Genomic DNA, 26,605 nt, shown 5'->3' with positions numbered 1-26,605 from the left:
ACATATCAAGTTTTGGTAAGACCAGATTCAGATAGTGGCGGGGGGATAGCGTGAAGATTGGAATGTGCATGTTCCTGTGGACGACGCATGTCGGTCCCCAGCACGATGCCCTCCTCGCCGACATCAGGGCAACCGGCTTTGACGGGGTCGAAATCCCGGTTTTCGAGGGCTCGCCCGACGTTTATGCGCGCCTTGGACAGCGGCTTGACGCAGTGGGCCTGCAGCGCACGGCGGTCTCGGCAATCGGTGATCCGGCGCTGGACCTGATCTCGCCCGATGCCGCGGTCCGGCGCGCGGGGGTCGACCGGATGCGCTGGGTGCTGGACTGCAGCGCCGCCCTTGGCGCAGACCGGGTGTCGGGTCCGCTGCATTCGGTGCTTGGGCAGTTCTCCGGTCAGGGACCGACCGAAGACGAACTCGCCCGCGCCGCAGATAGCCAGCAACAGATCGGCGCCCATGCCGCAACCCTTGGCGTGACCGTGGGGCTGGAGGCGCTGAACCGGTTCGAGTGCTATCTGCTGAACACCATGGCCGATCTTGCAGCCTTCATCCGCCGTGTCGACCATCCGAACATCCGCGCGATGTATGACACCTTTCACGCCAATATCGAGGAAACCGATCCCATCGCGGCACTAACCCGCAACCGGGCCGAGGTGGTGCATATCCACATTTCGGAAAACGACCGCGGCGTGCCCGGACGAGGTAATATTCCCTGGGCCGAAACCTTCGCCGCGATCAAGGGCATCGGCTATGACGACTGGCTGACCATCGAGTCCTTCGGTCGCGGCCTGCCCGATCTTGCCGCAGCGACCAAGGTCTGGCGCGACTTCGCCGAAAGCCCCGAGGCGGTCTACCGCGACGGGTTTGCGCATATCACAAGACATCTGCAGACAATCGGCCTGCGATAAAGCGGGCGGGATACTCAAGGGAGACGGGAATGAACACCATCAAGGGTCCTGCGTTGTTTTTGGCGCAATTTGCGGGGGATGCGTCGCCGTTCAATTCGTGGACGTCGATCACGGCCTGGGCTGCGGAGTGCGGGTATCGGGGTGTGCAGGTGCCAAGCTGGGACGCCCGGCTGTTTGATCTGGAAAAGGCGGCGGCGTCGAAGGATTACTGCGACACGTTCAAGGGCGAAGCGGCCGAGAACGGGATCGAGGTGACGGAACTTTCCACCCACCTGCAAGGCCAGCTTGTCGCGGTACATCCGGCCTATGACACCGCCTTTGACGGTTTCGCCGCCCCCGCCGTGCGCGGCAATCCTGCGGCTCGGCAGGACTGGGCGGTGGATCAGGTCAAGAAGGCGCTGACCGCGTCACGCAACCTTGGCCTGACCGCTCATGCCACCTTTTCCGGCGCGCTGGCCTGGCCCTATGTCTACCCATGGCCGCAGCGCCCGGCGGGGCTGGTTGAGGAGGCGTTCGATGAACTCGCCCGCCGCTGGCTGCCGATCCTGAACCATGCCGAGGACTGCGGGGTTGATGTCTGTTACGAGATCCACCCCGGCGAAGACCTGCATGACGGGATCAGCTATGAGATGTTCCTCGACCGGGTGAAGGGGCATGCCCGCGCCAACATGCTGTACGACCCCAGCCATTATGTCCTGCAACACCTTGATTATCTTGACCACATCGACATCTACCATGACCGGATCAGGATGTTCCACGTCAAGGATGCGGAACTCAACCCCACCGGCCGCCAAGGCGTCTATGGCGGGTTCCAATCCTGGGTCAACCGCGCGGGCCGCTTCCGGTCGCTGGGGGATGGGCAGGTCGATTTCGGCGGCATCTTCTCCAAGCTCACCCAATACGGCTTTGATGGCTGGGCGGTGGTGGAATGGGAATGCTGCCTGAAGCACCCCGAGGATGGGGCGCGCGAAGGCGCGGATTTCGTCAACGCCCATATCATCCGGGTGACCGAGAAGGCCTTCGACGACTTCGCCGGGGCCGGCACCGACCGCGCCGCCAACCGCCGCATGCTGGGGCTTGGTGACTGAGCGCGGCAGCGGGGGTTTCACACCCCGTCGTCAGTGGTGCTAGAACCAGTGGCGCACCACTGACGACCCCCGTGGGATATTTCCAGACAGAAAATGAACGACCAGACGAGGTACACCATGCCCATCGACGCCGCCCATACCGCCCGTCCACCCCGCCTCCGCCTTGGCATGGTCGGCGGCGGCCGTGACGCCTTCATCGGTGCGGTCCACCGCATCGCTGCGCGGATTGACGATCAGTATGACCTGGTTGCCGGCTGCTTTTCCTCCAACCCGGAGAAGGCGCTTGCCTCGGCGGCGGATCTTGGCGTGGCGCGCGCCTATACCAGCTTTGCCGAGATGGCCTCGAAAGAGGCGCGGCGCAAGGATGGCATCGACGCCGTCGCCATCGTGACGCCGAACCACATGCACGCCCCGGTCGCGCTGCAATTCCTCAAGCGCGGCATCCATGTGATCTGCGACAAGCCGCTGACCGCCACGCTGGCCGAGGCGAAGAAGCTGGCCAAGGCGGCGGAAGCCAGTGGCGTGGTCTTCGCGCTGACCCACAACTACACTGGCTATCCGATGATCCGGCAGGCCAAGGCGATGATCGCGGGCGGAGAGTTGGGCGACCTCCGCCTCGTCAACGTCGAATATGTGCAGGACTGGCTGACCGAGGCGGTGGAAGCCTCGGGGCAGAAGCAGGCCGACTGGCGCACCGACCCGGCGCGGTCCGGCGCGGGTGGGTCTACCGGCGACATCGGAACGCATGCGTTCAACCTCGCGAACTTCGTCACCGGCCTGACGCTGGACAGCCTTGCCGCCGACCTGACCGCCTTCGTCCCCGGCCGAAGGGTCGATGACAACGGCCATGTGATGCTGCGCTATCAGGGCGGGGCCAAGGGCATGCTCTGGTGCAGCCAGGTCGCCCCCGGCAATGAAAACGCGCTGCGCCTGCGGGTCTACGGCACCAAGGGCGGGCTTGAATGGGCACAGGAGGATCCAAACTATTTGTGGTTCACCCCCTTCGGCCAGCCCAAGCGCCTGATCACCCGCGGCGGCGCCGGCTCCGGCCCCGAGGCCGCCCGCGTGACCCGTGTGCCCCCGGGCCACCCCGAGGGCTATCTGGAAGGCTTCGCCAACATCTACCTTGAGGCCGCCCGCGCCATCCGCGCCGCGAAGTCTGGCACAACGGTCCCCGAAGGCACCACCTTCCCCGGCCTGAAAGACGGCCTGGAAGGGGTCGCCTTCGTCGATGCCTGCGTCAGATCCTCCAACCGAAACGCCGCTTGGGTCAGCCTGAACCTCTGACCCGGCGCATTCGATCAAAACTGTGCTTTCTTTCTGCACAAATATCCCACGGGAGGTCCGGAGGGTGTAAACTCCCCGGGGCCCGCAAGGCGCGCAGCTTAGGGCGTTAGACCCGCGCAGCTACCCGAGCGCGGCCGGGGTACGACCGGCCTGTTCAAGCTGGCGGCTAAACGACACCGGCTCGGGTGGCGCCGGGGAAGGGAAGGGCCACCTGCAATCTGGCGGATTGCACCAGGTTTGCCAGTTTCTGACCAAGAGGTTGGTCGGGATCGGCCAGATCGAGCACGACATTCATGTGATTCAACCCGGGACGCACCATCAGTTCGGTCTTGACCCCCAACCCCCGGCACAGTCGATGCAGGCGACCTGCCTGTGCATGGAAAGGCTCGGTCTCCTCCGCCCCAAGGGCAATAATGCGCTTCGGTCCAATCTGCTGGCGCGCGGTCAGCGGTGACCAGTTTGCAGCCTCGGCTTCGGTCATCCGCGCCTCCTCTTTCAGGAAGCTCTCCGGGATGCCCGAAAGATCATAGATACCGCTCAGAAGCAGCAATCCCGCTACGGGGGTAGCCGGCAGCGAGGCATCGCTCCGACCGGTTGCCGCAAGGTAGCTGGCCAGATGTGCCCCCGCCGAATGACCGCTGACCGTCAGTCTTGCAGGATCCGCACCCAGACCGGGTGCCCGGGCGGCAAGCCAGGCCGCGGCCCGGCGCACTTGGCCGACCAAAGTGCCAAGCCGGGTGCCGGGCATCAGGTCGTATTCCACGATGGCCGCGATCCCCCCAACCGCCAGAACGGGCGCCGCGATGCAAGTGTAGTCGGCCTTGTCGCCCGAGCGCCAGTAGCCGCCATGCACGAACATGTGGATCGGCGCGCCCTGGCGAAGGTTGGGCGGCAGAAGGATATCCATTCGCTCGCGTGCGCATTCGCCATAAGAGCTTCCTGACCAGATCAGTGACCGTGCGGCAAGCGCCTTGCTGCGGGCGGCGATTTCGGCTGTGATGGCATCGAAGTCCGGAACGAAGCTGCGGATGCGGTAGGGGTCGGCATCGGGTTCGGGGCGTGACATGGCGCTGCTTCCCTGCCGGAGCGGTGGGTCAGAAATCAATTGCAAGATACTTTGGCTCCATGAACTCCAGGATGCCGGTGACGCCGCCTTCGCGCCCCAATCCGCTTTGCTTGACGCCGCCGAACGGGGCGGCGGGGTCGGACATCAAGCCTCGGTTCAGACCGACCATCCCGGTCTCGATCGCCTTCGACACCCGCAGGGCGCGCGTCAGGTCGGTCGAGTAGACATAGGCGGCAAGCCCGTATTCGGTGGCGTTGGCAAGGGTGATCGCCTCTGCCTCGGTCTGGAAGCGGTAAACGGGGGCGACGGGGCCAAAGATTTCCTCATGCGCGATGGGGGCGTCTTGCGGGACGTTCTCCAGCACGGTGGGCGGGTAGTAGAACCCCTCGCCATCCAAGGGCACGCCGCCGGTGACCACGCACGCACCACGGGCGACGGCATCGCTGACCAGCCGGTCGATCTTCTGCACCGCCTTGGCCGTGATCATCGGACCGCATTGGGTGGCGGGGTCGGTGCCCGGGCCGACCGTCATCGCCGCCATCCGCGCGGCGAGACCGGCGACGAAGGCGTCATGGATGCCGTCCTGCACATAGAAGCGGTTGGCCGCGGTGCAGGCCTCACCCGCGTTCCGCATCTTGGCGACCATCGCGCCGTCGAGGGCGGCGTTCAGGTCGGCGTCGTCAAAGACGAGGAAGGGGGCGTTGCCGCCAAGCTCCATCGAGCAGCTGACGACGGTCTTGGCGGCTTCGGCCAGAAGCGTGCGGCCGACGCCGGTTGACCCGGTGAACGACAGTTTCCGCACCCGGGGGTCGGCGAGCATGGCTGCAGTCACCGGGCCGGGCCGGGTGGTCGTGATGACGTTGATCACGCCGGGGGGGACGCCCGCCTCTTCCGCCAGCCGGGCCATGGCATAGGCGGTCAGCGGGGTTTCCGAGGCGGGTTTCAGGATCACCGTGCAGCCAGCGGCGAGGGCCGGGCCGATCTTGCGGGTGGCCATCGCGGCGGGGAAGTTCCACGGGGTGATCAGGATGGAAATTCCGATGGGTTCATGGTCGACAAGGATGTTGTGCGACCCGGAAGGGGTGCGGCGGAACTCACCCGGGATGCGGGTGGCTTCCTCGGAGTACCAGCGGAAGAACTCGGCGGCGTAGGCGACCTCACCGCGCGCGTCCGGCAGGGCCTTGCCGTTCTCCAGCGCGATCAGATGCGCCAGTGCCTCGGCCTCTTCGGTCATCCGGGTGAAGATGCGGCGGAGGATTTCGGACCGTTGCCGGGGAGGGGTCGCCCGCCAACCGGCGGCGGCGGCATCTGCCGCATCGACGGCGGCCATTGCTTCGGCAACCCCGGCGTCGGCGACTTCGGCAATCGGGCGGCCGGTCGAGGGGTTGGTCACCGGAATGCCGCCGCCATGCAGCCATTGCCCGCCGATCCACAGGCCTTGGGCATGCAGCGTAGGGTCGGCGTAGTCCCGAAGGGGGGCGTCGAAGGTCATGGGCAGGTCCTCAGGCAGGGGAGCTGGCAGCGGTTTGGGCAAACGCGAGATCGCCGGTGAAAGCCGCGTGCAGCAGGTGGCGCATGTCAGCGGGGGAGATCGGGCGCGGATTGTTCTGCATCAGGCGGGCGATGCCAAGCGATTGGTCGGCAACCCAGTCGATCCTGTCCGCCGCGAGGCCGAGGTCCTGCAGGGTCGCAGGAATGCCGATCCGTCTGAACAGGCCCGACAGCGTCGGGATCACCTGATCGGCATGACCAAGGCCCATTGCCACGGCAATCTCGGCCAGTTCGGGCTGGATCGCAGGGGCGTTCCAGGCCATCACATAGGGCATGAGGCAAGCGACGCCGGTGCCATGCGCGGTATGGGTCAGCGCGCCGATGGGGTACTGGATCGCATGGGCCGCCGCCGTGCCTGCGACGCCGAAGGCCAGACCGGCGAGGGTCGCACCCAGCATCACCTTGCCCCGCGCCTCGGCATTGGTTCCGTCGGTGCAAGCCGCCTCCAGCCCTTCGGACAGAAGCGTGATGGCGCGAAGGGCGAAGTGGTCGGAGGTCAGGTTCTTGCCGACAAAGACCCGTTCTTGCGTCACGCTGGGGGTCAGCGGGCGGCGAATGGCCGTGAAGGCCTCGATGGCGTGGGTCAGCGCGTCTGCACCCGCAATTGCGGTCAGGGCGGGCGGGCAGGTCATCGTCAGTTCTAGGTCACAGATCGCGGTAACGGGGATCAGGTGGGGTGACGAGATGCCCACCTTCAGCGTGCGTTCGGAATCTGACAGGACCGCGACCGGTGTCACCTCGGACCCGGTGCCTGCCGTGGTCGGGACCGCGATCAGGGGAAGGATCGGGCCGGGCACCAGCAACTCGCCAAAGTAATCCTGCGGGCGGCCGCCATGCGTCAGCAGAAGGGCCACGCATTTCGCCATGTCGAGGCAGGACCCGCCGCCGATCCCGATGGCCAGATCAGCCGCAAAGCTGCGCTGCGCCTCGGCCGCTGCGATGGCTGAGGCGACCGGGACATCGGGCAGGGTGCTCGCATCCACCCGGACCTCCAGCCCGGCGTCCTGCAGGTCTGCGACCATGGCTTGGAACATGAGGTCAGCGGCCAGTCGGGCGTCGGTGATGACAAGCGCCCGGGTGCCAAGGCGCTTTGCCACAGCGGCAAGGGCATGGCGTTGACCGGGGCCGAAAAGCACCTCGCGCGGGGATCTGATGGTGGCGAATTGCTGCATTCTTCCCCTCAAAGGACAGGCGTCCGCGCCCGGTTTGGTGGCCGGGTAAATCAGATCGTATATGATAAACGATTTGACATGCGATAGGATATCTGTGACCACTTGCCTCGTGTCAAGCGAAGATGATGGCGATGGAACTGGCAACACAACGGGAAGGTCGACAGGTGTCTTTGCGCCCTGTCAGCATGGTCGATGGCGTCTATGACAACATCTACGAACGGTTGATGTCGCTGGAAATCGCCCCCGGCGCGCGCATCGCCATCGACGTCCTCGCCCGTGATCTGGACATCTCGCAGACCCCGGTGCGCGAGGCGTTAAGTCGGCTGGAACGCGAAGGGCTGGTGCGCAAGGCGCACCTGATCGGCTACTCCGCCGCCCCGCAACTGACCCGCAAGCAGTTTGACGACCTCTACGAATTCCGCCTGCTGCTTGAGCCTGAGGGCGCCAAGCTGGCCGCCCGCAACATGACCTCCGAGGCGATGGCAGCGATTGAGGCCATTGCAGCCGACATGGAAAACAGCGGCACCCCGGTCGACCGCAACAGCCGGTATTCGCGCTTTGCCCGCGCCGACGCGCAGTTTCATGATGCCATCCTTCGGGTAGGTGGCAACAACGTCATGCGGCAGGCGCTGTCTGGCCAGCACGTCCATCTGCACCTGTTCCGGCTGATGTTCCACGCCCGCGTCACTGCCGAGGCGCTGGAAGAACACGAACGCCTGCTTGTGGCCCTGCGCAACCGCGACCCGGATGCCGCCGCCCAGGCGATGCGCGACCACATCCAGCGGTCCCACGACCGACTGCTTGCGGCCTTCGAATAGGCCGGACCGAACCCGCGTCGGCGCAAAGCGCCGTGCGCATCTCACCGAGGAGGAGAAGACAGATGGCTGGCAAGAAGATCCTGATGCTGACGGGCGAGTTCACCGAGGAATATGAGATCTTCGTCTTCCAGCAGGGCATGGAAGCCGTCGGCCACACGGTCCACGTCGTGTGCCCCGACAAGAAGGCCGGTGAGAAGATCCAGACCAGCCTGCACGACTTTGAAGGCCACCAGACCTATGTCGAGCGCTACGGCCACTATGCCGACATCAACAAGACCTTCTCCGAAGCGGAAAAGCAGTTGGACCAGTATGACGCAGTCTATTGCGCCGGTGGGCGCGGGCCGGAATACATCCGCACCGACAAGCGGATTCAGGCGATGGTCCGGCACTTCCACGAGACGAAGAAGCCGATCTTCACCATCTGTCACGGCGTCCAGATCCTAGTAGCCGTCGATGGCGTGGTGCGCGGCAAGAAGGTTGCAGCCCTGGGTGCCTGTGAGCCCGAGGTGATCCTTGCGGGCGGCACATATATCGACGTCAAGCCGACCGAGGCCTATGTCGATGGCACCATGGTGTCGGCGAAAGGCTGGACCGGGCTTGCCGCCTTCATGCGGGAATGCCTGAAGGTCCTCGGCACTCAGATCACCCACACCTGACCACCGAAACATTGCCCGACCAAGGCCATCGCTGCCAAACCGCAGCGATGGCCTTTTCTGTTTGACGCCCGGCGACACGCCGCGTACCTGACCCGCGTTCTTCGACCGCGCCAAGGCAATGGCTTTCTACCGGATCCTTCCCTCCATCCGCGATGGGATCACGGCCCATGGCAAGGACCTGCGATCAAGAAGGAATGACAGACGGAACAGCAGAGCCGGTCGGGGGGCGTCAAAGGTCCCTCTGACGCCCAACATTGCGAAGGGCCGGTTTCAGATCAACTCAGCAGGTGGGTATCGGGGATGCCGTAGACCGTCGTCGCGATGCCCTCCATCCGCGCCTTGAGTTGCAAGGACAGAAACTGCGAATAGTGCCGCGACTGGTGCAGGTTGCCGCCGTGGAACCACAGGCCTTCCTGCTTGGTCGGCTTCCACATGTTACGCTGCTCACCCACCCATGGCCCCGGGTCCTTCGTCGTCGCCGACCCCAGACCCCAGCATTTGCCCACCTTGTCGGCCACATCCTTGCCGATTAGATCTGCGGCCCAGCCATTCATCGACCCATAGCCCGTGGCATAGACGATCACATCGGCGGGCAGCACGGTGCCATCCTCCAGCACCACAGCATCCTCAGTGATCTCTTTCACATTGCCATGGGCCAGTTTGATCTTGCCGTCGATGATCAGCTGGCTGGCGCCGACGTCGATGTAATACCCCGACCCGCGCCGCAGGTATTTCATGAACAGTCCCGAACCGTCATCGCCCCAGTCCAGCCAGAACCCGGCCTTTTCCAGCCCGGCGTAGAACTCGGCGTCACGCTCGCGCATCTGGTTGTACAGCGGGATCTGGAACTCATGCAGGATGCGATAGGGCAGGCTGGCAAAGATCATGTCCGCCTTATTGGTCGTCATGCCGCCCTGCACCGCTTGTTCGGAGTAGAGCCCGCCGAGCCCGATCTCCATCAAGGTGTCAGACCGCACGATGTGGGTAGACGACCGCTGCACCATCGTGACGTCGACATCGTTTTCCCAAAGTGCGGCGCAAATGTCATGGGCCGAGTTGTTCGACCCGATGACCACCGCCCGCTTGCCTTTGTAGGCGTCTGGGCCGGGGTGTTTCGACGAATGATGCTGGTCGCCCTTGAACCGTTCCATCCCGGGATAGCTTGGCATGTTTGCCTTGGCGGACATGCCGGTGGCGAGGACCAGTTGCTTGGGCTTCAGCGTGACCTCGGCACCGTCGCGGTCAACCACCACCGTCCATTCCTGCGTGGCCTCGTCATATGAGGCGTGCTTGCAGGTGGTCTTGGTCCAGTAGTTCAGCTCCATGATCTTCGTATACATTTCCAGCCAGTCGCCGATCTTGTCCTTTGGCGCGAAGACCGGCCAGTTCGGCGGGAAGGGCAGATAGGGCAGATGGTCGTACCAGACCGGGTCATGCAGACACAGCGACTTGTAGCGGTTCCGCCAGCTGTCGCCGGGCCGGGCGTTCTTTTCGACGATGATCGTCGGCACGCCCAACTGCCGTAACCGCGCCCCAAGCGCGATGCCGCCCTGCCCGCCACCGATGATCAGCACATAGGGCTGGCTTGTGTAACCCAGTTCGCGCGCCTCGGCCTCACGTTCTTCCAGCCATGAGGGACGGTGCTTGTCGGCACCATGCTTGGCCCCCAGCGGCCGGTCGTACCCTAGCGGTTCCTCATGGCCCTTCAGTTCGACCATCGAGGTGAGAAGCGTCCAGATCTTGCCGTCCTTCAGACGGATCAGCCCATAGCCCCGGGCAACCTCTGTTTCAAAGCTGATCCAGGCCGTGGTCACGCCGCCATCCTCTGACGCCGTCTCGCCCTCTGCGATTTGCCAGTTCGACGGCTTAGTCGCAGCCAGCTGATGGCGCAACATGTCGGCGACCTCGGCGCGGCCTTCGACCGTCTTGATGTTCCAGGTGAAGGTGACCAGGTCGCGCCAATAGCAATCGTCCTGAAACATCGCCGTCGCGCGGTCTATGTCGCCAGACGAAAGCGCATCACCAAAGTCCGACAAGAACCCGGAGACGTGATCTGTCGCTGTGGAATCGAGCATGGGTTTCCTCCCTCAAGTTCTCCCACATTCAAAGTGACGCACTTCTGCTGCAGCACCAAAGGATATTGCATCGCAAGACTGATAGGCTGGCATCAAACGCACCGCGGGGTATGCCGGACCCAGACCAATCTTATGAACTTCGGATAGTCCGCCTATCCATAGAAGCCCTCATGGATCGAAGCTGTGACAGAATTGAACATCAGCATCGGAACGCTCATCGCGGCAAACTGCTGTACGGGCAGACGTCCTTGTCAAACGGCACATGGCGTTGCCGGAACTTTGTCCCGCCGACGACATTCGGCCTACTGATGCGGTCCATCCGGAAATGCCGGAAATCCTCGCGCGCAGGGTCCCATGCCACCAGATACCACAGGGGCGGCAGGATCAGCATGGCCTGCGGTTCAACCTCGCGGCCCGTCTGTCGGCCTTCAGCATCGCGATACTCAAACCTCAGGCGCAGGCGTTCCAGGAACGCAGTCTCGAAGGTGGGCAACAGATCGGGGTCGATTGATCCCATGTCCGACAAGTCCTGAAACGGCGAAAGCTTCCCAACATGCAGGCAGCCAAGAAACCGGCGCAGATCGCGTACTTTTTCCGGCGGTAAGGTCTTTTCGATCTTGGCGAGTCCGGCATCAGCTAGGCCCGAGAACGGCAGCTGTCCGGCTGCGCGCATTGCGGCCACGCTGATCAGCAGGGCAAAGACCTCGGCCACGGCAAGTCGCGCGGTCGTTTGCATGGACTGTGGGTCGAGTTGCAGGCCGCCGCCGCGTCCGGGCTCGGAGTAAATGACAAACCCCTGATCGCGCAGGGCGACGATGTCGCGCAGCACCGTCCGCCGTGAGGCGCCGACCTCTCGGGCAAGTGCATCGACGGTCGCCGTCCCGGAGCGGCGCAGGCTGCGAACGATGGCATCATGGCGGGCGCGAATATTCATGGGGCCAGCATAGCATGAAAGGTGCCAAAATTTGGCGCCAATAGAGTCTATGGGTTCGGCATGGGCATCAAGAAGGAGAACTTGCCATGCAACGCACTGCCGTCAATCCGTGGGACTGGTCCCTGAAACTGGGATACAATCAGGCCGAGATCATCGAAGGCGCGACGCGCCAGCTCATTTGCGCTGGGCAGACGGCTGTTGATGCGGACGGGAACCCGCAACATCTGGGCGATATGCGCGGCCAGATCGGGCTGGCGCTGGACAATTTGGCAGTGGTCCTTGGTGGCGCGGGCATGGACCTGAGCCATGTCACCCGGCTTGGCATTTTTGCGACGGATGTGGATGAGGCGCTGAGGAATTTCGATTTGCTGGGGATGCGGTTCGGGACGGTGCAGAACGCTCCGCCGATGACCTTGGTCGGTGTGACACGGCTGGCCATTCCGGGCCTGATGTTCGAAATTGAAGCAACTGCCTGCGCCTGACGCAAGTTGATCGCGGAAGCCGCCGTTCACCTTGCAAGGCCGAACGGCGGCTCCCACCCGCACACTGCTATACGTCGGCTCGGTTCACCGTGGGGCGACCGGCAGGGAAGGGCCGACCCTCACCAATCTATAGCGCGAAACTGAACTGCTGGTTCAGCGGCAGGCTCCGCGCGCGGGTTCCGGCAAGGTCGTAAAGCGCGTTCGCAAGGGCTGGTGCTGCAGGCGGCGTGCCGGGTTCCCCCGCGCCGCCGATGTGGCCGAAGGTGCCGTTGTTCTGCAGGATCCTGACCTCGAAAGCCGGGGTCGTGTGCATCCGCAGGGCGTCATAGTCGGGGAAGTTCTGCTCGACCACCTGCTGATCGGCAAAGGTGATCGCGCCCTGCACCGCAGCGGAAAGGCCATAGATCATCGCGCCGGTCATCTGGGCTTCGACAATGCCGGGGTCCATCGCAAGGCCGGGGTCGCAGGCGATCCAGGCGCGGGTCAGCTTGATGCCAGCGGGGGTGTCCTGCACCTCCAGCACCTGAGCGACAGGGGTGCCGAAGGAGTAGCAGAAGGCCACACCCCGCCCGAAGCCCGGGCGTTTCAGGCTATCCCAGCCCGACATGTCGCGCACGGTTTCCAGAAGCGTGGCCGAGGGCGCGTGGGTGTCCTTCATCAGCTCCAATCGAAAAGCCAGGGGGTCGGCCCCGGCAGCGTGCGCGAGTTCGTCGATGAAGCTTTCCAGAAAGAACGCGTTCATCGAGTTGCCGACCGACCGCCAGAAGCCCAAGGGCACGGTCAGGTCGGCCAGATGGCCGTCATAGCGATAGTTCGGCAGGCCGTAGGGTTGGTCAAAGCCACCCTCGACCGTGCCGCGATCCGGGCCGGGGGGCGCAAAACCGACAAGGCGCGCAAGGGCGTTCTGCGCGGCTGAAGGGGCAGCAGCGCGGCCCCAAAGGGCAGTGACCTTGCCATCCTGCAGCCGCCCGGACATCCGGGCGATGGCGGCTGGGCGGTAGAAGTCCTGCGTCATGTCCTCTTCGCGACTGTAGGTAAGTTTCACCGGCGTGTCGGGCATGGCGGCGGCCACGCGCGCGGCAAGGACGGCAGGGACCGGGTCGGTGCGCCCACCAAAGCCGCCGCCCATGACTGGGGTGTGAAGCGTGACCTTGCCCGCGTCGATCTGCAGCGCGCCCGCGATGGCGTCACGGGTCAGGATCGGGGCTTGGTTGCCACACCAGACCTCGACCGCGCCGTCGGGCTTGACCCATGCGGTCGCGTTCAACGGCTCCATCGAGGCGTGGGCAAGGAACGGGATACGGTATTCAGCCTCGATCACGTCACCCTTGGCCAGCTCGGCCTCGACATCGCCGTCATCGCGCAGGCGCGAGTTGGGTTCGGTCGCGAAGGCGGCTTCGATGCGCGACATCATCGCGGCCGTGTCGGCGGGGTAGTCAGCCGCGCCCCACTGGATGTCGACAAGTTGGGCGGCCTGCATCGCCGTCCATGTGTTGCTGGCGACGACGGCGATGCCGGTGTCAAGGTCGATCACCCGGTCAACGCCCGGGAAAGCGAGAGCAGCGGCGGGGTCGAAGCTGGTCATCGCGCCGCCGCGGTTGGGGTTCATCCGGACAGTGGCGAACTTCATGCCGGGCAGGGTGATGTCGATCCCGAAGGTTTCGGTCCCCGTGGATTTGGCGACCATGTCGAGGCGGGGCATAGACTTGCCGACAAAGCGCCAGGTCGACGGGTCGCGCAGGGCCACATCTTCGGGCACCAGTGACGCGGCCTCCTCGGCCAGTTCGGCGTAGGTGAAGGTCTTTTCGCCGATGACTTTGCCACCTTCGGTCTTCAGCGTGTCGGGCAAGACGCCAAGGCGCTTGGCGGCGGCAGCTTTCAACGCTTCTCGTGCCCCAGCACCGGCCAGACGCATCTGGTGGAAGCCGCCGATCGCACCGGTGGAGCCGCCGGTCATCTGCAGAGAGAGGATCTTCGGCAGGGCGGCCAGAATGACATTCGGGGAATTGTCGGCAAGGGAAAGCTTGTAGTCCGGCTCATTCGACATCCGTTCGGCAAAGCCTGCGTTATAATAGGCTTGCGCCGGGGGGCCATGCAGGACGCGGACCTGCGACCAGTCAACGTCCAGCTCTTCCGCCACAAGGGCGGCGAGGGTGGTCGAGATGCCCTGACCCATCTCGGCCCGGGGCGCGATGACGGTGATGCCGTCGGCGTTGATGATGACCCAAGGGTTCAGCGGGGTTGATCCGGGGGCGGGCACAAGCGGGTTCGCCGGAACTTCGGTGACCTTGTAGGCCCCGAAGGCGGCCCCGCCGACCATGGCGGCGCCAAGGACGATGAATGACCGGCGGGTGATGGTTTTCCAGGATGCCATGTCAGCCAGCCTTCATCATTTGGGCGGCCTCATGGATGGCGGCGCGGATGCGAGGATAGGTGCCGCAGCGGCAGAGGTTGCCCTGCATGGAATCGTCGATGTCCTGATCGGTAGGGTCGGGGATTTCGGCCAGAAGGGCGGCCGCCTGCATGATCTGACCCGACTGGCAGTAGCCGCATTGCGCGACCTGGTGCTTAACCCAGGCCTGTTGCAGGGGCGCAAGTGCCTCGGGCTGGCCAAGACCTTCGATGGTCGTGATCGCCCCCGTCGCATCGGAAAGGGGGACCTGACAGGACCGGACTGCCTGACCGTCGATAAGCACGGTGCAGGCCCCGCAGGCCGCGACCCCGCAGCCGAACTTGGTGCCGGTCATGCCCAGACCATCGCGCAGCACCCAAAGCAGCGGCACATCGCCGGGCAGATCCACCTGGTGTGGGGCGCCGTTTATCGACAGAGTAAAGGACATGACTGGCTCCATGGTTTCTGACACTTTAGACGTAATTTGTCAGTCTGTCAATCAGTGATTTGACGCCGGGTGGGGGCTCCTCTATCGTGAAGGAATGACCGCGCTGGATGCCCCTGAGACCGACTCGAAGGAAGCCGCGATCCTTCGCGCGGCCTTTGAGTGCTTTGCGCGTTATGGCTTGCGGCGGACCTCGATGGCCGACATCGCGGCAAGTGCCGGCATGTCCCGGCCTGCGCTGTATCTGCATTATGCGGGGAAGGAAGATATCTTCAACGCGCTGGTCCGCATCCATTTCGAACGGTCAGAAAAGGCCGTGGAACGGGTGCTTGCCGAACCAGGTTCAGCAGCCGAGGTCTTGCTGGCTGCGTTCCACGCGATCGATGGGGAGGCGGTGGAGGTGATGCTGAACTCCCCCCACGCCGATGAGATCCTGTCGGCAAACGGACCGTTTTCGCAGGCCGCCGTTGTGGAGGCGCATGCCCGGATCACAGGGCACATCGCACGCTGGATCGATAAGGGCGTGACGGACGGGCGTTTCAGTCTTGATGGCCTGAATGTCACGGCCGCTGATTTTGCCGCGGCGGTGATGGCGACGAAATTCGGAATCAAGGCCTTTGCCACGGGCTTCGCAGACTACCGCGCAGCCCAGGCGCGCGTGGCCGCGATCTTCGGTAAGGCCTTGTCACGATAGCATCTGAAGCTTTCCTCCAGAGGCGAAGGTTCAGGTGTCAACGACCCTGGAAGAACGAGGGGTGCCACGAACAACTCGCAGCACCCCAAATGTTGCAGAAGGATTACTTGCCCCAGATCGCGGCATAGGCCTCGCGGTAACCGTTGTTGGGATCAAAGGTGTTGCCCGTCGTATTGGCCAGCCCCTCTTCGGTCACCAGCGCAGGCGCGGTGATATAGCCCGAGCAGGCCTCGCCCTGGATCGCGCGGTTCAACTCGTCCACCAGCTGCCAGCCCTGCAGGTTCAGCGGTTCGGCGACCGTGACGGCCTGGTATTCGCCAGTGCGGATGCGCTGGAAGGCGGCCTCCGACCCGTCACCGGCAGACCCAGCCTTTGGCGCGCCCCGGCCGTCGATCCCGGCAGCGGCCAGCGATGGCCCCATGAAGTCGAAGTAGAGATCGTTGATCGCCAACGAGTGGGTCCAGGCCGCACCGTGCTGTTGCAGAAGCGTAGTCGTCAGCGGGCCCATCCGGGTGGAGGTTTCGGCGATGGGCGTGTCGACATATTCCAGAACCGTGCCGCCAGCCTCTTCGATCACCTTCTTCATGCGATCAGCCTTGTCGATGGCGATCTGGTAAGTGCTGTCGGTGAAGATCACGACACCGGGCTTGCCACCCGCATCGTCCAACGCCCATTTCGCGGCTACTTCCGACACCTGCATTGCATCGGTCGAGACGTTTGCGAAAATGCCGCCCGGTGCGTCGCAGCCGATCTTCGGACCGGAATGCCACGAGACGATCGGGATGCCCGCCGCAGTCACGCCTTCCAGCGCGGCCTGCTGTTCGGCGGCGTCAAAGCCGTTGATCACAAGTCCTGCGGGGTTCAGCGCAAGGGCCTGACCCACGGCGGCAGACCGGCTTTGCACCGAGCCTGCGCCGTCAAGGACCTTGACCTCCCACCCGATCTTGGCGGCAGCTTCTTCGATGCCGGTCGTGACGCCAAGGATGCCGCCGTTCTTCAGGTCAGCAGCCAGCACGACGATGGTCTTGCCCTCGGCTGCCTTTGGGCCGGCCGTAGGGCCATCAAAAGCCTCTTGCGCAAGGGCGGTCAGACCCGTCGCGGCCAGGATCGTGCCGGCCATAAGTGTTTGAAGCAGTGTCCGTTTCAGCATGGTGGTTCCTCCCTAGGATGCTGTCTATTTGGATTTCGCGCCCTTCTTGCGCTGCGCGTAACCGGCAATGCCGATCGCGATCAGAAGCGTGGTGCCGTTGAACATCGGCTCGACCCAGAAGCTGCCGCCGAACTGCTGGATTCCCGAGATGCCGACCGCCAGGATCATCACCCCGACAATGGTCCCCCAGACGTTGACGCGCCCCGGCTTGATGGTGGTTGACCCCAGGAACGCCCCCACCAGCGCCGGCAGCAGGAACTCAAGCCCGACCGAGGCCTGACCGATCCGCAGCTTGGAGGCGAGCAGCACCCCCGCCAGCGCCGTCAGCAGGCCCGAGGACACGAAAGCGCCGATCACGAACTTTCGGGTGGGGATGCCGTTCAACTCGGCCGCGCGCTGGTTGGCGCCGATCGCATAAAGGTAGCGGCCTGTGGGCGTGTATTCCAGGATGATCCACAGGGCCAAGGTGATCGCCAGCACGTAGTAAGCCGTGATCGGCAGGCCGAAGACGAAGGTGCCGTTGATGGCCAAAAACGCGTCCGGCAAGGTGCCGACCATCTGCCGCCCGCCGGTATGCCACAGTGCCAGCGCGTAAAGCACGGTTCCGGTGCCAAGCGTGGCGATGAAGCTGTCGATCCGCGCGACCTCGACCAAAAGCCCGTTCAGCGCCCCGGTGATGACCCCGAGGATCAGTACGATCCCGACTGCGACCGGCCAAGGCAGGCCATAAACCGTCTGCAGACTGATCGCGAGGATGTGCCACAGGACGATAGCGTAACCGACGGTCAGGTCGATGCGCCCCGCCACCATCGGGATCATTGCGGCCAGCGCCAGAAGCGCGATGATCGCCTTGTCGCTCAGGATCGACCGCAGGTTCAGGATGGTCGGAAAAGTGTTGGGCAGCAGGATTGAGAACAGCAGGATCAGCCCGACCATAAGGATGACCAAGCCATAGGTCGGTGCCAGTCGCAGCGCCTTCTGCATCACCGACAGACCCCGAAGCTCGTTCTTCGTCGGTTCAACCGCGTTCGATTCAATTCCCGGCATGCATGGGTCCTCAGGCAGCTTCACCGGCCGAAGCGGCCTGGATCAGCGTTTCAGTAGAAAGTTCGACGCCGCTGAGTTCCGCCACGGGCATTCCCCGGCTGAACACAATGGCACGGTGACAGATCGCGGCGATTTCCTCGAAGTCGGTCGAGACGACAAGCACGCCCATCCCGCTGGCAAGTGCCTCGTAGAGCAGATGGTAGATTTCGGCCTTGGCACCGACATCGACACCCGCTGTCGGGTCCTCGGTGATCAGCAGCCTTCGACCGGAATCCAGCCAGCGCCCCACGACAACCTTCTGCTGGTTGCCGCCCGACAACGCCTCGATGGCGAGCGTCGGGTCATTTGGCGACAGGCCGACACGGCGGCCAATGGCCTCTGCCATGTCCTCTTCGCGGCGCGACGACATGACTGATAGCATGCGCCGTCCCGTCGCCGAGGGGTTCAGAAAGGCATTCTCGCGGATCGCCAGCCCCGGTGCCACGCTTTCGCCGATCCGGTCCCGCGCGACCAAACCGATACCGGAGCGCATGGCAGACTGCGCCGAAGCGAGATCAGGTGTCTTGCCGTCCAGACTGACCGTCCCGGCATGGGGGATCACCCCGAACAGCGCCCGACCGATATCCTCATGCCCCGCGCCGCGCAGGCCGGCGAGGCCCAGAAGCTCGCCCCGGCGGATTGCGAAGCTCACCGGGCCGACCGCCGGGGTAGCGAGGCCAGTGACCGTCAGAATATCCGGCCCGTCCAGAACCGCAGGCCGCGCAATTTCACGCGCCTTGCGACCGACGATCAGGCTGACCAGTTCCTCGGGCGTCGTATGGTCAATTGGGCGCATCCCGACCATCTGCCCGTCGCGCAGCACGGCGACCCGGTCGGCAATGCGAAAGATCTCGTCCAGCCGGTGGCTGACGTAGATCATGCCCACACCCTTGGCCTTCAGGGGACGCAGGGCCGCGAACAGCCGCTCCACCTCATCGGCGGGCAGGCTAGCGGTCGGCTCATCAAGCACCAGAAAATCGCTGCTGGCCGCCAGTGCGCGCGCGATGGCGACAAGGGATTTCTCGGTCCGGGTCAGGCTGGACACCCGGGCCGTCGCGGAAAACTCGGCCTCGACCAGCCGCAGCGCCGCATCCGCCGCCGCCTCGGTCGCGGTCCAGTCGATTCTACGGCCTCGGCGGACATAGCCGAGGGCGAGCGCGATATTCTCGGCCACGCTCATCCACTCGATCAGGCCCAGATCCTGATGGATGAAAGCAACCTTCTGCCCACCGGCCTTGCCCGCCTCGTGCGCGTAGGGCACACCGTCGATCGCGACGCCGCCCTCATCAGGCCGATGGATGCCGCCCAGCACCTTGATTAAGGTAGACTTGCCCGCACCGTTCTCGCCGAGAAGGGCGACGATCTCGCCACGGCCAACCGTCAGCGACACACCTTTCAACGCCTGCGTGCCGCCAAAGGATTTGACGACACGGTCAAAGAAAAGGCCGTCAGGCGACGGGTGCATTGCAGGTCCTCCCTTGGCGTAGCGGCGTGGCTGATCTTGCGTCAGGTTTACCGGTAACGTAGCCTAGGGTGGTCCTGCACCCCGTTCATGTCAAGAAGAAAGTTATCGATAACATGAACTCCAGCGCCGCCGAGGAAACACGCCGATGAAGGCCAATTTGGAGGATATCGCCAAAATGGCAGGTGTATCCAAGATGACGGTCAGTCGGGTCCTGCGCGGCGGGACGGGCTTTTCGCAAGACACCCGTGACAGGGTGGTCAAGGTCGCGGAAAAACTGGGATATGTCCCGAACCGCCTTGCTGCTGCCTTCGGCGCGGACCAGGCCGGGACACTGGTCGGCATGTGCGTGCCAAGGCTGGCTTCGGGCCTGTTCGGGCAGGTGCTGGACGGGGTTGACCGCGCCTTGTCGCGGCTGGGCTATCAGCTCATGATCGGTGCCAACAACCATTCCGCCGCCGAGGAAGAGGCCTGGATCCGACAGGTCATCGCCTGGCGCCCGGCAGGTCTGATTCTTTCGGGCCGCACCCATACGCCGGGGACCGTCGACCTATTGCGAAATGCGGCGGCACCGGTGGTCGAGATCTGGGATCTGACGACAAGCCCGATCGACATGTCTGTAGGCTTTTCGCATTTCGATTGCGGGGCGGAGATGGGGCAATTCCTGCTACGCCGTGGTCGACGGCGGGCGGGTTATGTCGGCGCTTTGGCCCGGGCCGACGTGATGGGCGCCGCCCGGCTGGAAGGGTTTGACGCCACCCTATCGCGCGCCGGGCATCCGATAGTCGCGCGCGAGATCCTGCACGACACGCCCGGCTTCTACGCCGGCTACTACGGCCTTGAAACGCTGCTCAGCCGCCAGCCCGCGCTGGATGTCGTCTATTTCCATAATGACGAAATGGCGATCGGCGGCATGGCCTATGCCCAGTCCCGCGGGCTTCGGGTGCCCGAAGACATCGGCATCGCCGGCTGGGGCGGGATGGAGGCCGCCTCGATCCTGCCCCGCCGGTTGACGACCACCGTGGTCCCGACCACCGCCATCGGCAAGGCCGCCGCCGAGGCGCTCGTCGCCCGTCTGAAGGGCGAACCGGGGCTGGACGTGACTGTCGTCCCCACGAGGTTGGAGCCTGGCGCGACGGGATAACCCTTCTTGGGCCGTGGTCCACTACGGCGATGGTGACGGGCGGGATTGAGGCTCTGAGCAAGCAGCCGCCGCTGTGGACCTCAGAAGAGGTGGCGGCAGACCCCGCCCTTTCGTCATCCGCCGGATTGGCGGATCAGCAGTTCCGGGAAGATGGCGATCTTGGTTGGCGCTACCTGCCGGCCGTCCAGCACGTCAAGGATCAGCGCTGCGGCGCGGGTTCCGATTTCGCGGGGGAAGGGGTTGATCGTTGTCAGCGCGGGGACGGCGATCCCTGCGATCTCATAGTCGCCGAAGCCCGCGATCCACAGCTGTCCCGGCACCGCGACCCCGCGCCTTTGGCATTCGCTCAGCGCGCCGAACGCCGACAGGTCGGACACACAGATCACCGCCTCGGTGTCGGGCATCGTGTCCAGAAGGCGCCCCATCGCCTCGGCGCCCTCGCGCATCGAGATCGGCGGCGCGCCCACCGCGATTAGCCGGCTGGCGTCCAGCCCATGCGCCGCCATCGCCGCGACGAACCCCGACCGGCGGTCGGCACCACGGGTGTCGCGGCTGGTGTCGCCGCCGATGAAGGCAATGCTTTTCAGTCCCTTGGCCACGAAATGATCGACCATCCCGCGCACTGCATCGGCGTTGGAAAAGCCGACGACATGGCCGATCGGATCCTCGGGCAGATCCCAGGTCTCGATCACCGGGATGCCTGCGTTTTCCAGCATCCGCCGGGCGCGCGGCGTGTGGCGGCCGCCGGTCACGACAATGGCCTCGGGGCGGCGGCGCAGGAACTGTTCGATCAGGCGTTCTTCCTCGGCCATGTCATAATCGGTGTAGCCCAAAAGGATCTGCAGCCCGCGGGCCTTCAGCCCCTCAGACAGCCCGCGTACTGTTTCGGCGAAGTTGGCGTTGTTGATCGACGGGATGGTGACGGCTATGAAGTCGGTCCTTTGTGACCGCAGGTTCGAGGCCGTGCTGTCGAACACATAGCCAAGTTCATCAGCCGCCTTCAGGATGGCATCACGCGTGGCCTCACTGACAGAGCTGTCGGTCTTGAAGGCCCGGCTGACTGTCATGGGCGAGACGCCCGCAAGACGGGCGACATCTGCCATGGTCCGTGACTTGCGGGGTGTGCTCATTTGGCTTTGGTATCGTTACCCCGATCGAAAATCCAGTGCGGAGGGTGGGCCTTAGATCGGCTCGAAGCTCTGGGCTGTGGTGACATGGTGGTGAATGCGCCCGGTGAAGAAGCGGGACAGCACGCCTTCGGTCGCGGCCCGGCCTTCCTTGCGGATCGGGTGGTCAAGAAAGGCGTCCACCGTGGCGCGGTCCGGCCAGTCGATGGCCAGGATCAGCGGGAACTCTGGCGCGCCCTCATCGCGGTCGTCTGAGAAGGTCACATGGACGGCCAAGGCGCCGGGAAAGCGGCGCCAGACCGGCAGGATCTCGGCAAGAACGGCGGCGCGGAAGGCCTCGGTCTGGCCGGGGCGCACGGTGCCTTCAAACAGGGCATAGCGGGTAATCATTCGAACAGTTCCTTTCGCGGACCCTTGAAGAATTCCATCAGCGCGGCCTGATCTTCACCGCCCAGCCCTGCCGCGGTCAGCATCCGGTGGATTTCGGCGCAAAGGGCAGTCAGGGGCATCGGGGTTTGGGTCAGACGGGCAAGGTCGGCAGCCCCATTCAGGTCCTTGACCATGTTGTCAATCCGGCCCGTACGGCGATAATCGCGCGTAGCGAAGCGGGGCATGTATTCCTGCAGGATGGCGCTATCGGCGCGGCCCCCCTTCAGCGCCTGCGGGATCATTTCGGCATCCACACCCGCCGCTTCGGCAAGCGCAGTTGCTTCGGCCACGGCCAGAAAGCCAAGGCCGCACAGCACCTGATTGATCAGCTTGGTGGTCTGCCCCGCGCCCGGGCCACCCATCCGTGTCTGGTTCGACGCGACCTGTGCCAAGATCACCTGCGCCGCGGCGACATCCCCTGGTGTGCCACCCTGCATCAGGGTCAGATCGCCCATCGCGGCCTTCGGGATCCCGCCTGAAAGCGGACTGTCCACCCATGCGAGGCCCTTGGCTGCGGCTTCGGCTGCCAGCGCCTTCGTTGCCTCGGGGTCGATCGAGGACATGTCGATGATCAGCGTTCCGGGGCCAGCACCTTCGGCCGCGCCGCCGGGGCCAAAGACGGCGGCCCGAACGATATGCGGCGCGTTCAGCGACAGGATCACCGCCCGCGCGCCCTTGGTTGCATCGGCGGCAGAGGTGGCGGCGGTCGCACCAGCAGCCACCAGCGGGGCGACCTTTGCGGGGTCAAGGTCAAACACTGCCAGCCGCGTGCCGGTCGCCACCAGCCGCGCGCCGATGGCGCCGCCCATGGCGCCTGCACCGATCAGGGCGATTTTCTCGGTCATGGGCTGGCTCCCTCCAGATGGATCGCAATTGCAGCGATGAGCGCAGGTAGCGACTGGTCGATGTCGATCGTCAGCGCCTCCTCTGGTCCCGGGGGTTCGAGGGCTGCGAATTGGCTGTCGAGAAGGCTGGTCGGCATGTAATGGCCCGTACGGGTGGCCATGCGCCCGGCGATCAGGTCACGGCTGCCGGACAGGTGGATGAACGTCACCGGCCCGCCCGCGCCCGCACTAAGCCGGTCGCGGTAGGCGCGGCGGAGGGCGGAACAGCCGACGATCACCGGAGCTTCGCTTGCCAGCACGGCGGAAACCCGGTCAAGCCAGGGCCAGCGGTCGGCATCGGTCAGGGGGATTCCGGCGCGCATCTTCTCTACGTTCGCGGCCGGGTGCAGGTCATCGCCATCGCGGTAGTGGATGCCAAGTCGCGCGGACAAGCCTTCGCCGACGCTGGACTTGCCGCAGCCCGACACCCCCATGATGACGATGCGCAAGGTCACAGCGACGCCGTGATGCCGCCGTCGACATAAAGGATGTGCCCGTTTACGAAACTGGCGGCGTCCGACGCAAGGAAGATGCAGGCGCCCTGCAATTCCTCGACCTTGCCCCAGCGACCGGCTGGGGTGCGCTTTTCCAGCCAAGCGGAGAAGGCGGGGTCGGCCACAAGGGCCGCGTTCAAGGGCGTGTCGAAGTAACCGGGCGCGATGGCATTGCAGTTCAGCCCGTACTTTGCCCAGTCGGTCGCCATGCCCTTGGTCAGGTTGCCAACCGCCCCCTTCGTCGCCGTATAGGGGGCGATGGACGGGCGGGCGAGGGCGGTCTGCACCGATCCGATGTTGATGATCTTGCCGCGCCCCCGCGCGATCATGTGGCGGGCTACTGCCTGACCGACGTGGAATACGGATGCGATGTTGGTCTGCAACAACCGCTCGAACGCGTCGGCGGGAAAATCTTCCAGGGGTGCGCGGTGCTGCATACCGGCGTTGTTCACCAGAATGTCGATGGGCTTGCCCGCCGCCTCGAACGCATCCACTGCGGTGCGGACAGCGTCGTGGTCCGTCGCGTCAAAAGCCAGGATTTCCGCCCCCGCGATACGCGCGGCGGCGGCGGCAAGTTTTGCCTTATCCCGCCCGTTCAGCACGACCATCGCCCCCGCTGCGGCCAGACCTTCGGCAAGCGCAAAGCCGATGCCCTGAGACGACCCGGTGACCAGTGCGCGCCGCCCCGTAAGGTCGAACATCTGCTGTCCCAAGTTCTTCTTCCTTTCAGTTCGCACTCGACAACTGTCGTTGCCTCTGTTTATGTTATCGATAACAAGCACTGTCAAGACCAGTCACTGTCAACCCGGGATCGGAAAGAGCATGACCAAGCCCCATATCCTGCAAGTCGGCCCCTATCCCGAATGGGATCAGGTCCCGCTTGATGCAGCCTTCCACATGCACCGATACTTTGAGGCCCCTGACAAGGCCAGCTTTCTGGCCGAAATCGGACCGCAGATCAGGGGCATCGCCACACGGGGAGAGTTGGGGGCCAACGTCGCGATGATCGGCGCTTGCCCGCAGCTGGAGGTGATCAGCGTCTATGGCGTGGGCTACGACGCCGTCGATCTGGCCGCCTGCCGGGAACGCGGAATCCGGGTGACCAACACGCCAGATGTGCTGACCAATGACGTCGCTGATCTTGGCGTCGCGATGATGCTGGTGCAGTCGCGCGGCATGATCGGCGCGGAAACCTGGGTGCGCGATGGGTCATGGGCGGCCAAGGGGCTTTACGCCTTGCAGCGCCGGGTCTGGGGCAAGCGGGCGGGCGTGCTGGGGCTTGGTCGCATCGGGTTCGAAGTTGCCAAGCGGCTGGCGGGCTTTGATCTGGAGATCGCCTATTCCGACGTCGGCCCCAAGGATTATGCCAAGGGGTGGGAGTTCATTGCCGATCCTGTCGCACTGGCCGCGCGGTCGGACTTTCTGTTCGTGACCCTCGCCGCCTCAGCCGCCACCCGCCATATCGTCGGGGCCAAGGTGATCGAGGCGCTGGGGCCAGAGGGCATGCTGATCAACATCAGCCGCGCCTCGAACATCGACGAAGAGGCGCTGCTTGCTGCGCTGGAAACCGGCAAGCTCGGCTCGGCCGCGCTGGATGTGTTTGAAGGTGAGCCGAAGCTGAACCCGCGGTTTCTGGCGCTGTCGAACGTGTTGTTGCAGCCGCACCATGCCAGCGGCACCTATGAGACGCGGCAAGCCATGGGCAAGCTGGTGCGCGACAACCTGATGGCGCATTTCGCCGGTCAGCCGCTGCTGACGCCGGTGGCATGATGCGCGCGATCGTCATTCACGCGGCGAAGGATCTGCGGATCGAGGACCGGCCCGAGGAGACCCCCGGTCCGGGCCAGCTCCGCTTGCGGCTGGCGACAGGTGGGGTGTGCGGGTCTGACCTGCACTATTACAACCACGGCGGCTTTGGCGCGGTGCGGCTGCGCGAACCGATGATCCTTGGCCATGAGGTTTCCGCCTTTGTCGAGGATGCGGGCGACACAGGTTTCACCAAGGGCCAACTGGTTGCCGTGTCACCCAGCCGCCCGTGCGGTGGGTGCAGGTTCTGTCTGGAAGGTCTGTCGAACCAATGCCTGAACATGCGGTTCTACGGCAGCGCAATGCCCTTCCCCCATATTCAGGGCGCGTTTCGTGAAAGCCTTGTGGCCGATGCCAGCCAATGCGTCGATGCCACCGGCCTGACCCCGGGAGAGGCGGCGATGGCTGAGCCCCTTGCCGTGACGCTCCATGCCACCAAACGGGCCGGGGAGATGCTGGGCAAGCGTGTCCTCGTCACCGGCTGCGGGCCGATTGGCGTCTTGTCGATCCTCGCCGCGCGGCGGGCGGGGGCAGCCGAGATCGTGGCGACCGACCTGTCGGACTTCACCTTGGCGCTGGCCCTGAAGGTCGGCGCGGACCGCGTGATCAACACCGGCGCCGAGCCGGACGCGCTGGCCGCCTACAGCCCGGACAAGGGCTATTTCGACGTCCTTTACGAATGCACCGGCGTTGCGGCGGCCTTGGCGGGCGGGATCACGGCCCTGCGCCCGCGCGGGGTGATTCTGCAACTGGGTCTGGGCGGCGACATGACCCTGCCGATGATGGCGATCACCGCCAAGGAGTTGGACCTGCGCGGGTCGTTCCGCTTTCATTCGGAATTCGCCGTCGGGGTGGGCCTGATGCAAAAGGGGCTGATCAACGTCAAGCCGCTGATCACCCATAGCGTCGGGCTGGATGACGCGGAAACGGCCTTCCGGCTGGCCAGCGACCGAAGCCAGGCGATGAAGGCCCAGATCGTTTTCTCCGGCTAGGGTGCGGCGCTTGCGCCAATGGCAGCCAGAGCCGCCTCGGCCACCTCCACATCCTGCGCCCCGGTGCCTGATCCGATGCCGATACCGCCCAGCAGCACGCCGTTCCGCCAGATCGGCAATCCACCGGCAAGGCCGGTCATCGCCCCATCCGTCGCACTTGCGATGGCGGGGCGGACCGCCTCGGGCAGCGCGTCGGACGGTTTGCCGGTCGAGGCCGCCGTTTGCGCCTTGGCCCGGGCCGACCGCAGGGACAGAACCCTTGCCCCCACCATCCGCAGCACCGCAAGTTCCACTGCCGACGGATCGACGATCACGATGCATTGCGGCTGACCCATGGCTTGCGCCTTGGACGCGCCTGCGTGCAACATGGCCAGAAGGGCTGCATCGGTCAGTCTTTCGGTGGGCAGCGTGATCTGCATGGGCCGGCCTTTCGGTTTGACGCTTGGGTCTGGTAACGATAACA

26 protein-coding genes are annotated in these 26,605 nt (G+C 64.6%); 10 read left to right on the top strand and 16 right to left on the bottom strand.

Translation table 11 applies throughout. The features are described from left to right. Positions 1-50: 50 nt before the first annotated feature. The 3 genes from EI545_RS04520 to EI545_RS04510 all read left to right on the top strand — a co-directional run bounded on the left by EI545_RS04520 (position 51) and on the right by EI545_RS04510 (position 3,283). Positions 51-908, top strand: coding sequence for a sugar phosphate isomerase/epimerase family protein (locus tag EI545_RS04520; RefSeq protein ID WP_125324367.1), 858 nt, complete (start codon positions 51-53; stop codon positions 906-908). A 29-nt stretch (positions 909-937) separates the two neighbouring features. Further along, positions 938-1,996: a sugar phosphate isomerase/epimerase family protein gene (locus tag EI545_RS04515; protein ID WP_125324366.1), complete on the top strand. Its 1,059-nt coding sequence runs from the start codon at positions 938-940 to the stop codon at positions 1,994-1,996. A 117-nt stretch (positions 1,997-2,113) separates the two neighbouring features. Further along, entirely contained in the window at positions 2,114-3,283 is a 1,170-nt protein-coding gene (locus EI545_RS04510; protein WP_174258185.1) for a Gfo/Idh/MocA family protein, read from the top strand. A gap of 166 nt (positions 3,284-3,449) precedes the next feature. On the opposite strand, the gene EI545_RS04505 is transcribed toward EI545_RS04510, so the two are convergent. The 3 genes from EI545_RS04505 to EI545_RS04495 are packed head-to-tail and all read right to left on the bottom strand — an operon-like array spanning position 3,450 to position 7,072. Next, positions 3,450-4,349 (bottom strand): alpha/beta hydrolase, encoded by a 900-nt coding sequence (locus EI545_RS04505; protein ID WP_125324365.1) that lies wholly within the window; start codon positions 4,347-4,349, stop codon positions 3,450-3,452. 28 nt (positions 4,350-4,377) lie between these two features. Next, positions 4,378-5,841, bottom strand: coding sequence for an NAD-dependent succinate-semialdehyde dehydrogenase (locus EI545_RS04500; protein WP_125324364.1), 1,464 nt, complete (start codon positions 5,839-5,841; stop codon positions 4,378-4,380). Positions 5,842-5,851: 10 nt separating this feature from the next. Then, positions 5,852-7,072 (bottom strand): iron-containing alcohol dehydrogenase, encoded by a 1,221-nt coding sequence (locus EI545_RS04495; protein ID WP_125324363.1) that lies wholly within the window; start codon positions 7,070-7,072, stop codon positions 5,852-5,854. 164 nt (positions 7,073-7,236) lie between these two features. On the opposite strand from EI545_RS04495, the gene EI545_RS04490 reads away from it, so the two are divergent. Continuing rightward, the gene (locus EI545_RS04490; RefSeq protein ID WP_245990288.1) at positions 7,237-7,890 is read left to right on the top strand and encodes a GntR family transcriptional regulator; all 654 of its coding nucleotides are present in this window, start codon (positions 7,237-7,239) and stop codon (positions 7,888-7,890) included. Positions 7,891-7,952: 62 nt separating this feature from the next. Then, positions 7,953-8,546 carry a DJ-1/PfpI family protein gene (locus EI545_RS04485; RefSeq protein WP_125324361.1) on the top strand — a complete coding sequence of 198 codons (594 nt, stop codon included), beginning with the start codon at positions 7,953-7,955 and terminating at the stop codon, positions 8,544-8,546. Between the two features lie 275 nt (positions 8,547-8,821). Here EI545_RS04485 and EI545_RS04480 read toward each other — a convergent pair whose 3' ends face one another. Continuing rightward, on the bottom strand, positions 8,822-10,621 hold the full coding sequence (locus tag EI545_RS04480) for an NAD(P)/FAD-dependent oxidoreductase (RefSeq protein ID WP_125324360.1): 1,800 nt from the start codon (positions 10,619-10,621) through the stop codon (positions 8,822-8,824). Between the two features lie 214 nt (positions 10,622-10,835). Further along, positions 10,836-11,555 carry a helix-turn-helix transcriptional regulator gene (locus EI545_RS04475; protein WP_125324359.1) on the bottom strand — a complete coding sequence of 240 codons (720 nt, stop codon included), beginning with the start codon at positions 11,553-11,555 and terminating at the stop codon, positions 10,836-10,838. An 86-nt stretch (positions 11,556-11,641) separates the two neighbouring features. On the opposite strand from EI545_RS04475, the gene EI545_RS04470 reads away from it, so the two are divergent. Then, entirely contained in the window at positions 11,642-12,037 is a 396-nt protein-coding gene (locus tag EI545_RS04470; RefSeq protein ID WP_125324358.1) for a RidA family protein, read from the top strand. Between the two features lie 127 nt (positions 12,038-12,164). Here the strand turns inward: EI545_RS04470 and EI545_RS04465 are convergent, their stop codons facing one another. Together EI545_RS04465 and EI545_RS04460 are read right to left on the bottom strand one after the other, a co-directional pair. After that, a complete protein-coding gene (locus EI545_RS04465; protein ID WP_125324357.1) occupies positions 12,165-14,411 on the bottom strand; it encodes a xanthine dehydrogenase family protein molybdopterin-binding subunit in 2,247 nt (748 codons plus the stop codon). Between the two features lies 1 nt (position 14,412). Continuing rightward, a complete protein-coding gene (locus EI545_RS04460; protein WP_125324356.1) occupies positions 14,413-14,877 on the bottom strand; it encodes a (2Fe-2S)-binding protein in 465 nt (154 codons plus the stop codon). A 94-nt stretch (positions 14,878-14,971) separates the two neighbouring features. Between EI545_RS04460 and EI545_RS04455 the strand changes: the two genes are divergently transcribed. Next, on the top strand, positions 14,972-15,568 hold the full coding sequence (locus EI545_RS04455; protein ID WP_125324355.1) for a TetR/AcrR family transcriptional regulator: 597 nt from the start codon (positions 14,972-14,974) through the stop codon (positions 15,566-15,568). A gap of 103 nt (positions 15,569-15,671) precedes the next feature. Here EI545_RS04455 and EI545_RS04450 read toward each other — a convergent pair whose 3' ends face one another. Genes EI545_RS04450 through EI545_RS04440 form a run of 3 tightly spaced genes read right to left on the bottom strand, consistent with a single transcriptional unit; the run spans position 15,672 to position 19,269 of the window. After that, positions 15,672-16,718 (bottom strand): substrate-binding domain-containing protein, encoded by a 1,047-nt coding sequence (locus EI545_RS04450; RefSeq protein WP_125324354.1) that lies wholly within the window; start codon positions 16,716-16,718, stop codon positions 15,672-15,674. A 24-nt stretch (positions 16,719-16,742) separates the two neighbouring features. Beyond that, complete coding sequence (locus tag EI545_RS04445) at positions 16,743-17,765, bottom strand: ABC transporter permease (protein ID WP_125324353.1); 1,023 nt, start codon at positions 17,763-17,765, stop codon at positions 16,743-16,745. Positions 17,766-17,775: 10 nt separating this feature from the next. Continuing rightward, complete coding sequence (locus tag EI545_RS04440; protein ID WP_125324352.1) at positions 17,776-19,269, bottom strand: sugar ABC transporter ATP-binding protein; 1,494 nt, start codon at positions 19,267-19,269, stop codon at positions 17,776-17,778. A 175-nt stretch (positions 19,270-19,444) separates the two neighbouring features. On the opposite strand from EI545_RS04440, the gene EI545_RS04435 reads away from it, so the two are divergent. Further along, positions 19,445-20,410 (top strand): LacI family DNA-binding transcriptional regulator, encoded by a 966-nt coding sequence (locus EI545_RS04435; RefSeq protein WP_216842514.1) that lies wholly within the window; start codon positions 19,445-19,447, stop codon positions 20,408-20,410. Positions 20,411-20,523: 113 nt separating this feature from the next. Here EI545_RS04435 and EI545_RS04430 read toward each other — a convergent pair whose 3' ends face one another. Genes EI545_RS04430 through EI545_RS04410 form a run of 5 tightly spaced genes read right to left on the bottom strand, consistent with a single transcriptional unit; the run spans position 20,524 to position 24,045 of the window. Then, the gene (locus tag EI545_RS04430; protein WP_125324350.1) at positions 20,524-21,540 is read right to left on the bottom strand and encodes a LacI family DNA-binding transcriptional regulator; all 1,017 of its coding nucleotides are present in this window, start codon (positions 21,538-21,540) and stop codon (positions 20,524-20,526) included. 51 nt (positions 21,541-21,591) lie between these two features. Next, positions 21,592-21,927, bottom strand: coding sequence for a putative quinol monooxygenase (locus EI545_RS04425; RefSeq protein WP_125324349.1), 336 nt, complete (start codon positions 21,925-21,927; stop codon positions 21,592-21,594). Next, positions 21,924-22,811: an NAD(P)-dependent oxidoreductase gene (locus EI545_RS04420; RefSeq protein ID WP_125324348.1), complete on the bottom strand. Its 888-nt coding sequence runs from the start codon at positions 22,809-22,811 to the stop codon at positions 21,924-21,926. The genes EI545_RS04425 and EI545_RS04420 overlap by 4 nt, the downstream gene beginning before the upstream one ends. Beyond that, complete coding sequence (locus tag EI545_RS04415; protein ID WP_245990286.1) at positions 22,808-23,305, bottom strand: gluconokinase; 498 nt, start codon at positions 23,303-23,305, stop codon at positions 22,808-22,810. The genes EI545_RS04420 and EI545_RS04415 overlap by 4 nt, the downstream gene beginning before the upstream one ends. Beyond that, positions 23,302-24,045 (bottom strand): SDR family oxidoreductase, encoded by a 744-nt coding sequence (locus tag EI545_RS04410; protein ID WP_216842488.1) that lies wholly within the window; start codon positions 24,043-24,045, stop codon positions 23,302-23,304. The genes EI545_RS04415 and EI545_RS04410 overlap by 4 nt, the downstream gene beginning before the upstream one ends. 121 nt (positions 24,046-24,166) lie before the next feature. On the opposite strand from EI545_RS04410, the gene EI545_RS04405 reads away from it, so the two are divergent. After that, positions 24,167-25,114 (top strand): 2-hydroxyacid dehydrogenase, encoded by a 948-nt coding sequence (locus EI545_RS04405; protein WP_125324346.1) that lies wholly within the window; start codon positions 24,167-24,169, stop codon positions 25,112-25,114. Next, positions 25,114-26,142: an L-idonate 5-dehydrogenase gene (locus EI545_RS04400; protein ID WP_125327238.1), complete on the top strand. Its 1,029-nt coding sequence runs from the start codon at positions 25,114-25,116 to the stop codon at positions 26,140-26,142. Before EI545_RS04405 ends, EI545_RS04400 begins: the two co-directional genes overlap by 1 nt. On the opposite strand, the gene EI545_RS04395 is transcribed toward EI545_RS04400, so the two are convergent. Beyond that, positions 26,139-26,561, bottom strand: a complete 423-nt coding sequence (locus tag EI545_RS04395) for a GlcG/HbpS family heme-binding protein (RefSeq protein ID WP_125324345.1) — start codon at positions 26,559-26,561, stop codon at positions 26,139-26,141. The two genes, EI545_RS04400 and EI545_RS04395, sit on opposite strands and share 4 nt — an antisense overlap. Between the last annotated feature and the right edge of the window lie 44 nt (positions 26,562-26,605).

The organism is Tabrizicola piscis (assembly GCF_003940805.1).
Taxonomy (GTDB): Bacteria; Pseudomonadota; Alphaproteobacteria; order Rhodobacterales; family Rhodobacteraceae; genus Tabrizicola; species Tabrizicola piscis.
The sequence above is the reverse complement of the archived record's forward strand: the minus strand, read 5'-3'. Positions and strand labels throughout refer to the sequence as shown.